Below are 11,385 nucleotides of genomic sequence, written 5' to 3'. Positions count from 1 at the left end.
TTCGACGTGCCCGCTGCTCGTGGCGGGGCGGCAGGGAGGACCTCACGGTGCTCCACACATGTGCTCAGCATCTTGATCCTGCGCCTACTTGATGACGTCGAGGAACTTGTAGAAACCGCCCGCGAAGGGCAGGAACCAGGGCGGGCCGAAGTGGCCAGGGATCCGCTTGAAGGGCAGGTCGCTCCAGGGGTTGGCGCTCGTGTCCCCGTTCATGTACTCGGCCATCTGCTTGCCCATGTGCGTCGCCATCTGGACGCCGTGGCCGGAGTAGCCGAGCGAGTAGAACAGCCCGTCCTGTTCACCGGCGTGCACCATGCGGTCCATGCTCATGTCGACCAGGCCGCCCCAGCAGTAGTCGACGCGTGTCTGGGTGAGCTGAGGGAAGACCTCGGTCATCGCCTTGTGCAGGATGCGTCCGCTCTTCGCGTCCGACTGCTGGTTGGACATGGCGAACCGGGCGCGGCCGCCGAAGAGCAGCCGGTGGTCCGGGGTGATGCGGAAGTAGTTCAGCAGGTTCAGGGACGTCGACGCCATTCGCCGGTTCGGCAGCAGCATGTCGCATACGTCCTCGCCCAGCGGCTCGGTCACGATGATGAAGCTGCCGACGGGCGCGATCCTGACCTGCTGCCAGCGGAACGGCCGACGGGTGTGGCCGCTGGTCGCGACGAGCACCTGGTCGGCCTGGACCGTGCCGCGCGCGGTGACCAGCTGGTGCTTCGTGCCGCCCAGTCGCTTGACCTGCTCGACCGGCGCCTTCTCGTGGATGGTGACGCCGAGCCGGGCGGCAGCCTCGGCGAGCCCCTTGGTGAACTTGCCGACGTGCAGCCCGGCGCTCCTGGCGTCGACCATCCCGCCGTGGTAGACGTCCGAGCCGATCTCGGTGTGGAGGTCGCTCTTGGAAATCAGACGGGTCTCGATCCCGAGCCGGCCGGACATGATCTCGTGGGTCTTGCGCAGACCGTCGAAGTGCGCCGGCTTGGACGCCAGATTCAGCTTGCCCGTGCGGGCGAAGTCGCAGTCGATGCCCTCTTCCTTGACGAGGTTCTCGATGGTGTCGACCGCGTCGTGGTAGGCCAGCAGATACTGCTTGGCGGTGTCGAAGCCGTAGCGGGAGATCGCGGAGCGAAATCCGATCGACATGCCGAGGGTGGCCATACCGCCGTTGCGCCCCGAAGCGCCGAATCCGACCGTCTCCTTCTCGAAGACATGCACGTTGGCGCCCCTGCGCGCCAGATGCAGTGCCGCTGAGAGGCCGGTCAGGCCGGCTCCGATGATCGCCACGTCGACGCGTCCGCCGATCTCGGTCCGGGATCGGTCCGGACCCTTGGGAGCGGTGTCGAGCCAGTAGGGGGTGAACTTCATATCGCTGCTCTCTCTCCTGCCAGTGCCGTCAGCCGCTCTGAACGCACGTGAGTCAGGCCTTTCGAGGTGCGTCGAAACCCGGGATCCCGGCCGCCGTTCGACGACGCGCTGATCTGTGGGGGTGTCGGAAGTGCTCGCTGCTGCGCCAGACCATACCATTCTTTGTTCCAGTTCCAACCTGAAACTAGAAGGTTTTGGAATGCCGCTCGGGGATCAGCTGGGCAGGTTGCTGTTAGGACGTGCCGAGTCTGCGGTGATCCATGGAGGTTCGAATTTGCCCATCGCTGCTCAATCTAGACATTGCGCAGGTGGGCGGCCAGCGTCATGAGCAAGCGAGCTGCTGCCCCGCAGACGCCGTACGACCGCGGAGAGGCGCTGATCGCAAGTGGTACGCTCCCCGCCACGCGGTCAAGTCGTCCTGCATGCAAGGCGATCCGCCCGGCGACGTCAATAACGCCGTGGCGGCTGACCGCACAGGGGTCCGCCGTCTGATCGATGCTCGCTGCCGACAGTCAGTTGGTCATCGACCCCCGGCCTCCTGGCCTGCGCCGCGGAACGGCGCACTGCCATGGAGTGCTCCGGGGACCCTTCGGAGTGCATGACAGATGAGCCGAGAACCTTCCGGCAAGACGAATGACCCAGGCAAGGACCCCCTCCCGCCCGCTCGGGTGAGAGTGACGGACCGAGGACAACACCCTCGCCTCACCGCGTCGAAGCCCGCGATCACCATGCCCAATCCGGTCGCGGCGCGATCGGCGTACCGGGCTCGCTATGGTCATCACGTGACCACCAACCCAACCTCTCGCGACTACAACAAGGCGTCGGTCCTCGACGTGCTCCTCTCCCACGCGCCCCTGACACGGAACCAGCTGATCGAGTTGACGGGCTTGAGCAAGGCCACGGTGTCCAGAGCGGTGGAGGAGCTGCGGGCCGACGGCTTCGTCGTCGACGGCGGGGTGGACGACGTCACCGGCCGCGGCCGTCGGTCCACCTATCTGGACCTACCCGGCACGACCGGGCATGTCGTCGGGGTCAGCTTCGGTGTGCAGACCACTGGTGTGCTGGTGACCGACCTGAGGGGGCGAGAGATCCGTCGTACGACCGTTCCCACAGCCGATCACCAGGAGGTCGGGGACGCGGCACGATGGCTGGTCGACCTGATCGAGCAGGCCGCCGCGGCCGCGCAGGGCCCCCTGCGCCAGATCGTCGCCGCGGTGCCGGGACGGGTCCGCGACGGCACGGAGATCTTCGGCCCCGCCGAGTCGATGAAGATTTTCGCGGGCTCCGACCTCCATCGAGCCATCGCGGACCTGGTCGAGGCCCCCGTACTCCTCGACAGCGATGCCAACGCGTCTCTGCTCGGGATCCTCACGAACGACGCCACCATCACCAACGCCGCGCTCTTCAGCGTCAGCACCATGCTCAACTTCGCCAGCTGCACGAATCACGAGCTCGCTCGCGGGAGTACGCCCACCTTCGGCGACATCGGTGTGCTCTCCTCCGGGGTCGGCGACGAGATTCTCGACGAGTTGTTGAGCACCCGAGGTCTCCTCCGGTTCGCCCGTGAGAGGGGGCTCCACCTGGAGCGCGTCGAGGATCTCTGGCAGGAACCGCATGACGAGGCAGCGCGCGCCGGGGTGCTGGAGGCCTTCACCACGGCGATCGTGACCGCTGTGAGCGTCGTCGCGGTGACGCTGGACCCGGAGTCGGTCTATTTCGTGGGCCGCCTGCGTCCGCTCGTCGGTGAAGTGCTTCCCGAGGTGCGCAGGCGACTGGAGCAGAGCCTTCCGGCGGTCCCGGAGACCAGAACGGTGCCCCATCTGATCGGTCTGTCGACGGCACAAGGAGCGGTGTACGCCTGCCTGGCGATGGCTCAGGAACGGCTGTGTGACGCCGTACTCGGAGCACGGCGCCAGAGCCAGACCGCCGCGCAGTCCGCACCGGCCTTCTGAGCCGGCGATCGGGATCCCGCGCGGCCAGCCGCCACCGACGTAGCGGCCCCAGGGGCAGCAACAGCCATCCGTAGGTCTGTCAGGCGGCGGCGCGCTCCGATCGGGGCGCGGTCGTCAGCAGTGATCGATCGCCCATATTCGATCACAAGGCAACCAAAGTCAGTCCTACAATGCCCTCTTGCACCCGCACGCCACCGACGCCGCATCGCGTTCCGGTCCGTGTGGTTGAAAACGGGGGGTTTGGTGAGGGAACGAGCGGTGCCTGCGGGCGTGTTGCGATTAGTCGTGCTGCGAGCGTGGGCGTATCGCGCGCTTCTCGGTGCCGTACTGCTGACCGTGCTGCTGACCACGGCCGTGCTGGCCGCGCTCACCGCCTACTCGGGCGCGATAGGCGATGCGGCGCTGCGGCGGTCGCTCGCCGAGCAGCGCACCGCCGCCGAGGCCGCTCTGGTGGTCAAAGCCGACGCGCCGGCCGACCAGCGGCAGGCGGCCGACGACGCCGTGCGGGCGGGGGCCCGCACCGTCTTCGCCGGGCTGCCCGTGCGCGTGCGCACCCTGCTGCGGTCCGGGCCTTACGCTCTGCCGCCGGCGCTGAAGCCGCCCTCCGAGCGGGACGAGAACCCCAACCTCACTTACTTCGCCGCCCTGGACCGCACACAGGTGCGGACCGTCGCCGGGCGCCTGCCCCATGAGGCGGTGACCGCCGGGCCCGTCGAGGTCGCACTGCCGCAGAGCGCAGCCCGGCGACTCGGTGTGGCGCCCGGCTCCCGGCTGACCGTCACCGACCGGCTGGACGGCCCGGCGGTGCGCGTGCTGATCACCGGCGTGTACCGGCCGGTGGACGTCCGGGCACCCTACTGGCAGTTGGACGACCTGGGCGGCCGCGGCGTGCAGGCGTCGAATTTCACGACGTACGGTCCCCTGCTCACCGCGCCAGGCGTGCCGGCGTCGGGCCGCGTGAGTGTCGGCGCGTCGGGCTGGCTGGTCTCGGCCGACTACTCCTCGCTGACGACGGAGCGGATCGGACCGCTGCGCGAGGCTGCCCGCTCCGGGACCGCGGTGCTGCGCGAGCGCCCGGCGCTCAGCACCGCGACCACAGCGGACACCGCGTTGCCCGAGGTACTGGACCGCATCGAACGCTCCCTGCTCGTCACGCGTGCCGGCATGCTGATCGTCGCCGGTCAGCTCGGACTGCTCGCGGCCTGCGCCCTGTTGCTCGTCGCACGGTTGCTCGACTCCGAGCGCATGGCGGAGACCCGGTTGCTGCGTGCGCGCGGCGCCACCCGGGCACGGCTGGCGGGCATGGCCGCGCTGGAGGCCCTGCTGATCTCCGCGCCGGCGGTGGTGGTGGCGCCGCTGTTGTCGGGGCCGTTGACGCGGCTGCTGGCCGGGCAGGGTGCGCTGGGCCGGACCGGGGCGCGCGTCGACGTGCCGGCCGGGGGCCGACTCGAGGTGTGGGCGGTCGCCGCGGGCGTGGCCGCGCTGTGCGCGCTGGCCGTGGCTGTCCCGGCCTGGCGGGCGACCTTCGCGGGCACGTTCGCGGGGCGGGCCGGCACGCTGCCCGCACCGCTGCGTGCCGGGGCGGATGTCGGGTTGCTCGCTGTGGCCGGTGTCGCTTTCTGGCTGCTCGGCAGCCAGAAGTCCGGTGCCGTCACCGCCGACCGTGAGGGGGTCCTCGGCGTCGACCCGCTTCTCGTGGTGGCACCCGCTCTGGTGCTGCTCGCCGGAACGGTTCTGGTGCTGCGGCTGCTGCCCTTGCTGGCGCGTGTCGGCGAGCGGCTTCTGACCCGCGATCCCGGACTGACCGCGGCCATGGTCGGCTGGCAGTTCAGTCGCCGACCGATGCGGGGAGCGGGTCCGGTACTGCTCCTGGTCATCTCCGTGGCACTGGGGATGGTGGCGATCGGGCAGGACGCGTCCTGGCACCGGTCCCAGGCCGACCAGGCCGACTTCCGCGCGGGTGCCGAGGTGCGCGTCCTGTCCTTTGGGGGCGGCGGTGTGGGCCGTACAGATGTCTACGCGGACCTCCCACACGTGGACGCGGTCGCCCCCGCCGTCCGTGACACGATGTCGCTCTCCGGGAGCCGCGAGGCGACCGTCGTGGCCCTGAACACGACGGAGGCCGCCGGGACGGTACTGGCGCGCCGCGATCTGACGGACGGTCCGCTGCTCGCCGGGCTCGCGCCGCGCGGGGCACCCGCGGGCATCGAGGTACCGAAGGGCACCACCCGGCTCACGCTGACCGCTGCCCTGCACAGCAGCACGCCAGGGTCGGAGGCGGACGTCACGCTCACGGTGCGGGACAGGCACGGTACCCCCTACGAGATACCGTCCGGCAGCCTCGCCGCCGACGGCCGCCCGCACCGGCTGGCCCCCGATCTGAACGGCGCCCGGGGCCCGCTGGCGTTGACCGGGCTCCACCTGAGTACGCCGCAGCCGACCGACCGTCCCCACCGGCACCGCCTGGTCCTCGGCGCGCTCACGGCGACAGCCGGCGACGGTGCCGTCCGGCAGCTGACCCTGCCGAAGAGGTGGACGACCGCGGTCCAGGCCGACGCGGCCGCCGCCCCACCCGACGACGACGCCCGGCCGACCCGCCCCCGGATCTCGTCGACGGCACCCGTCACCATGACGTACAGCACCGGGTACCAGATGCCCGGCCTCTCGCCGCCCGCCCTGCCGCTGGAAGTCCGGCTGAAGGTCGCCCAGCCCGCGGCGCCCGAGATCGCCGCGGTCGCCACAGACCAGTTCCTCGCCGCGTCCGGTGCGCGCCAAGGCCAGCGTGTGGAGGTGCAGTTCGACGGCCGTTCCCTGCCCGTACGCATCGTCCGCACCGCGAGCGCCCTGCCCACGACGGAAGCCACCACGCACGACGGCGGGGCCCTGCTGGTCGATCTCCGGGCCGTCAACCGGGTGCTGCAGGCCCGCTACGGAACGAGCCTGCAGCCGACCGAGTGGTGGCTGAGCACGGCCGCGCCCGGCGCGACCGCGGCGGCCGCGCGCGCCCTGCCCGACATCGATCCGGAGCAGGTGACGGTGCGCGACGAGATAGCGGCTCAGCTGCGCGACGACCCGTTCGGAGCCGCCCCGGAAGCAGCGCTGATCGCGGCGGCGGCGGTGACGGTGCTCTTCGCCGCGCTCGGCTTCGCGGTGAGCGCGGCAGGGGCGATGCGCACCAGGGACGGTGAGTTCGCCGTACTGCGCGCCCTGGGCACACCGCGCCGCAGGCTGGCCCGGCTGGTCGCCGTGGAGCACGGTGTACTGGTGGCCCTGGCGCTGCTGGTCGGCACCATCCTGGGCACGGTACTGACGCACGCGCTGGTCCCTCTCGTCGTCCTGACCGGGCAGGCCACCCGACCGCTCCCGCCGGTCCTGGTCGAACTCCCGCTCCTGCGTCTGACCGCCCTGCTGGCGGCCCTCGCGGCGGGCCCCGCCCTCGTGACCGTGGCCCTCGCCCTTCGGCGGGCGAAGCCCGTGATGGCTCTCAGGGACGAGGTGACACAGTGACCACGCAGCCGGTGCCCCCGAACGACGGGGGGACGAAGGCGGTGCCACCGCACGTACACGCCGGGTTGCGGACCCGGCTGCGGGCCTTCGCCGGTACGTCAGTGGCCCTCGCGCTCCTGGTGGCCGTCACCGCGGCGCTGGCCGCCGCGTACCCGCGTGCCGTCGACCGGTACGGGGACGCGGGGCTGCGCCGGGCGGTCGCACAGGCCCAACCCGACCGGACGAGCGTGCAGGTGCAGGTCCCGCTGCCCTGGATGGACACGGTCGAGGAGATGGAGGCCGCCCTGCGCGTCGGCCCGCTGACCGCGGCGCGGGCCAAGGTTCTCGCCACCGCCCAGGCGCCGCTGGTTCCCGACCCCGCGCAGTCGTCGTACGGCGTACGCACCACCGTCCCCCTGGAGGCGTCCGATCCCTGGCTTCCCCGGCCCGCCGGCCTGCCCGCCCAACTGCTGCTCGCCGCCCAGCAGGACCTGGCCTCCCACGCCCGGCTCAGCGCGGGCCGATTGCCGCGCACCACGGGCGCACCGGTGACCGCGGCGACCGAGCGGGTCGAGGCCGCCGTCACCGTGGACACCGCCCGCACGCTCCACATCCGGGTGGGCTCGGTGATCCACGTACCAGGCTCGGAGCGCGCCCCGCTCGCCGTCCGGGTCACCGGAATCGTCGTCCCGCGCGCCCCCGAGGGCGCCTACTGGTCGGCACTGCCGGTGCTGCGCACCCCCTCGCTGAGCCGCGAGCCCGAGCTTTCGCCGACGGACGTCCACTGGCTCGGCGGCCTGCTTCTCGCCGCCGACGCCGGCCCGGCCCTCCTGGGCACCCCGGGCGTCCCGCAGCGGTACTGGCATGTGGCCCCCGACGTCGCCACCCTGCGCGGCCACGATCTCGACCGTCTGGCGTCCGCCGTAGCCGCCCTGGAGACGGGACCTGGACTGCAGCGGATGCGGGAGGTCGTCGACGGGGACCTGGATGCCCAGACGCATCTCGACGAGGTACTCGCCAACCATGCCCGACTACGGTCGGGGATCGACTCGTTGCTTCTCCTCGCCGCCGTCGGCACCGGCAGCCTCGCCCTGATCGTCCTGGCCATGGCCGCCGGCGTGGCAGCCGATCGCCGGCAGGCGGAGCTGGCCCTGCTGCGGGCCCGCGGCGCCTCACTGCCCGGCCTGGCCCTTCGGCTGCTGGCGGAGACGGCGGTGGTGGCCGTGCCGGCCGGCGCCCTCGGACTGACCGCCGCACTGCTCGTCCTGCCCGATGCCCGCACCGCACCCGCCCTCGTCGCCGCCCTCGCCGTCACCCTGCTCGCCTGTGGGGCGCTCCCGCTGCGCGCCGTGGTGACGCACCGCACGGTACGGATGCACGACGGGCGGGAGGACGTCACCACCGCCCGGCCGTCGCGGCGCCGTACGGTGGCGGAACTGACCGCCCTGGTGATCGCGTCGGTTGCGGTCGCCGCACTGCGCCGACAGGGATCCGGCAGCACCGGTCTGGTGGCCGCCGCCCCACTGTTGACCGGGATGGTCGCGGCTCTGCTGCTGGCACGCCTCCACCCCTTGCCGCTCCGTGCGCTGAGCAAGGCGGCCACGCGCCTGCGCGGCCTGGTGATTCCGCTGTCGCTGGCCCATGTGGCCCGAGCCCCCGGCTTCGCCGTGCTGCCCCTGCTCGCCCTGCTCAGCGCCCTGACCATGGCCGCGTTCGGCGGCTCGGTCCTGGCCGGGGTCACGGCGGCCCGCGACCAGGCCGCGCTCCTCCAGGTCGGTGCTGACGGCCGCATCGAGAGCACCACCGGTGAACTCCCTCGTGCCCTGCCCGACCGAGTACGCCGGCTGCCCGGCGTACGGGACATGACGGAAGCAAGCGTCACCGACGAGGCGAAGCCCCCACTGGGCAGCCGGCCGGTAGCGCTGGCCGGTGTGGCCCCTGACGCTTATGCGCGCCTGTCGCACCACACGGGACTGGGGCCGTTCGACGCGGCGAGCCTCCGGCAGGCGGCCGCCGGTACGACGGGTGGCGCCGACCGGCCCCTGCCCGCGCTGGCCTCACCTCGCGTGGCCGACGAGTACGGCACCGGCCCCTACTCCGTCCTGCTTCCGGACGGCACCTCCGTCACTGTCCGGGTCGTCCTGGTCCGAGACCGCACCCCGGCAGCGCTCGGTGACGACTTCCTGATCGTGGACCGGGCCGGCCTTCCCCGCGGCGCGGCGCGTACGACGACCCTGCTGCTGACCGGTGACGCCCTGAACGGCCGGGCGCTGCGCTCGGTGGCGGAAGGCACGCAGGCGGCCGTCCAACTGCGTGCCGAGGAACGCACGCGGCACGTCGAATCACCGCTGCAGTCCGGCGCGGAACGCCTGTACGGTGTCGCGGTCGCCGCGGGCGCCGGGTACGCGGTCCTCGCGCTCGTGCTGACCGTGCTGCGCACCGCGCCCGAACGCGGCGCCTTGCTCGCCCGGTTGCGCACGATGGGCATGACCCGGGCCCAGGGCCGCCGACTTCTGATCCTCACGGCCCTCCCGCAGGCGTTCCTGGCCGCGGCCGGCGGCATGCTGACCGGCTGGGTCGGCATTCACCTGCTGTCGCCCGGCATCGACCTCACGACCATCGCCCTGGCCTCCCCGTCCGCTTTCGAGGGGGTCGTGCTGCGCACGGATCCGCTCTCGCTCGCCGTTCCGGCGCTCACCGTGCTGTTCCTGGCCATCGGTGTGCCCGCCGGCCAGGCCTGGTGGACCAGCCGCCGTGGCTCGGTGCGTGAACTGAGGCTGGGTGACGACTAGACAGTGAGCAGAGCCCCGAGACCAAGCCGCATCCGGCACCGGCCCGTGCCCCACCGACCGCCCAGGAGCAGCCGATGACCAGCAGCCCGACCTTCCACGAACTCGCCGACCGTGCCCTCGCCGCGCGGGGCGCCGCTGCTGCGTACGGGCACGACGCCCTGATCACCTGCGACCGGCTGGTACGGATCTTCTCCGCCGACGGCGTGGAGGTCCAGGCACTGCAGGGCCTCGATCTCCTCGTCCGCAAGGGCGAGCTCATCGCCCTGGTCGGCGCCTCCGGCAGTGGCAAGTCCACCCTCATGAACATCCTGGCCGGACTGGACAGACCCACCGCCGGCGCGACCCGTGTCGGCGACCACGACCTGGTCACGATGTCCGCCAAGGAACGACTCGCCTACCGTCGCGGGACCGTCGGCTTCGTCCGGCAGCAGACCTCCCACAATCTCCTGCCCTATCTCACCGCCGCCCAGAACGTCGCCCTGCCCCTGCAGTTGGCTCGCGCCCGAGGCCGGCGCCGGACCTGGGCCGACCGCGCCATGGAACTCCTCGACCTGCTGGACGTAGCCGAATGCCGCGACCGTCGGCCGCACCAGATGTCCGGCGGCCAGCAGCAGCGCGTCGCCCTCGCCGTCGCCCTCGCCAACGATCCCGCGGTCCTGCTCGCCGATGAGCCCACCGGCGAACTCGACTCCCACACCGCCGAGCAGGTCTTCGCCGCGTTCCGCACCGCCAACGAGGAGTTGGGGACCACCATCGTGATCGTCACGCACGATCAGGCCGTCGCCGCGGAGGTCCGCCGTACGGTCGCCATCCGGGACGGGCGCACGGCGACGGAGGTCCTGCGCCACAGCGAAGTCGACTCCGTCACCGGCCAGGAGAACCTGGTCGCCCGCGAATACGCCATGCTCGACCGGGCCGGCCGCCTCCAACTCCCCGCCGAGTACACCCGGGCCCTGGGGATGCGCGACCGCGTCGCTCTGGAACTGGAACCCGACCACATCGCCGTCCGCCCGGACGACGCCCGCAACGACCGTCACGGCCAGGGCTCGGCCGGGGAACAGCCGGGGCCCTGACACGAACCGGGGCTAGGATTCGGCGATCTGGCCGTCCTTCAGCTCCAGCACACGATCGGCGAGGTCGAGAAGTGTCGTGTCATGGGTGGCCACGAGAGCCGTGATCCGCTCGCTGCGGACGACCGCGCGCAGCAGCTCCATCACGGAGTGCCCGGTCTCCGCGTCCAACTGGCCGGTCGGCTCGTCGGCGATGAGAATCGACGGACTGTTGGCCAGGGCGCGGGCGATGGCGACCCGCTGGCGCTGCCCGCCCGACAACTCACCCGGGCGCTGCGCGGCATGGTCCGCGAGCCCCACCAGGGACAGCAGCAGTTCGACGCGTTCCTGCCGCTCGCGCGGGTCCGCTCTGCGCAACCGCAGTGGTACGCCCACGTTTTCGGCAGCCGTGAGAATGGGGATGAGCCCGAACGACTGGAAGACGAAGCCGATGCGCTCCCGGCGCAGCGCGAGGAGGGCGTCCTCGCCCTGGTCCTGAAGGCGCAGCCCGTCGACGGTGACGCCCCCGCTGTCCGGTTCGTCCAGACCACCCACGATGTTGAGCAAAGTGGTCTTGCCCGAGCCCGAGCGTCCCTTGAGAGCGACGAGTTCCCCTTGAGGGACCTCGAAGGAAACGCCACGCAGGGCATGAACGGCGCTGGCGCCTCGACCGTACGACTTGTGCACATCCGCCACCTGCAGCATGGCTGCGGTCACCGCCTGGCCCATCACGCCCCCGTATGC

Annotated in this window: 6 protein-coding genes; 4 read left to right on the top strand and 2 right to left on the bottom strand. The window is 71.8% G+C overall.

All coding sequences use genetic code 11. From position 1 onward, the window contains the following. Window positions 1–84 precede the first annotated feature (84 nt). A complete protein-coding gene (locus ACZ4UU_RS37780; protein ID WP_471907943.1) occupies window positions 85–1,362 on the bottom strand; it encodes an NAD(P)/FAD-dependent oxidoreductase in 1,278 nt (425 codons plus the stop codon). 782 nt (window positions 1,363–2,144) lie between these two features. On the opposite strand from ACZ4UU_RS37780, the gene ACZ4UU_RS37775 reads away from it, so the two are divergent. The 4 genes from ACZ4UU_RS37775 (at window position 2,145) to ACZ4UU_RS37760 (ending at window position 10,665) form a co-directional block, all read left to right on the top strand. Then, a complete protein-coding gene (locus ACZ4UU_RS37775) occupies window positions 2,145–3,314 on the top strand; it encodes an ROK family transcriptional regulator (protein ID WP_471907942.1) in 1,170 nt (389 codons plus the stop codon). 270 nt (window positions 3,315–3,584) lie between these two features. Beyond that, window positions 3,585–6,821, top strand: coding sequence for an FtsX-like permease family protein (locus ACZ4UU_RS37770; protein WP_471907941.1), 3,237 nt, complete (start codon window positions 3,585–3,587; stop codon window positions 6,819–6,821). Continuing rightward, entirely contained in the window at window positions 6,818–9,592 is a 2,775-nt protein-coding gene (locus ACZ4UU_RS37765; RefSeq protein ID WP_471907940.1) for an ABC transporter permease, read from the top strand. Before ACZ4UU_RS37770 ends, ACZ4UU_RS37765 begins: the two co-directional genes overlap by 4 nt. A gap of 74 nt (window positions 9,593–9,666) precedes the next feature. Beyond that, the gene (locus ACZ4UU_RS37760) at window positions 9,667–10,665 is read left to right on the top strand and encodes an ABC transporter ATP-binding protein (RefSeq protein WP_471907939.1); all 999 of its coding nucleotides are present in this window, start codon (window positions 9,667–9,669) and stop codon (window positions 10,663–10,665) included. A gap of 12 nt (window positions 10,666–10,677) precedes the next feature. Here ACZ4UU_RS37760 and ACZ4UU_RS37755 read toward each other — a convergent pair whose 3' ends face one another. Then, on the bottom strand, window positions 10,678–11,370 hold the full coding sequence (locus tag ACZ4UU_RS37755) for an ABC transporter ATP-binding protein (protein WP_471907938.1): 693 nt from the start codon (window positions 11,368–11,370) through the stop codon (window positions 10,678–10,680). Window positions 11,371–11,385 lie beyond the last annotated feature (15 nt).

The organism is Streptomyces sp. NPDC028907, assembly GCF_055564995.1.
This window is presented reverse-complemented; position numbering and strand designations above follow the sequence as displayed.

Coding starts and splice junctions, on each gene's coding strand:
- ACZ4UU_RS37780 (WP_471907943.1), bottom strand. CDS start 1,362: ATGAAGTTCACCCCCTACTGGCTCGACACCGCTCCCAAGGGTCCGGAC.
- ACZ4UU_RS37760 (WP_471907939.1), top strand. CDS start 9,667: ATGACCAGCAGCCCGACCTTCCACGAACTCGCCGACCGTGCCCTCGCC.
- ACZ4UU_RS37755 (WP_471907938.1), bottom strand. CDS start 11,370: ATGGGCCAGGCGGTGACCGCAGCCATGCTGCAGGTGGCGGATGTGCAC.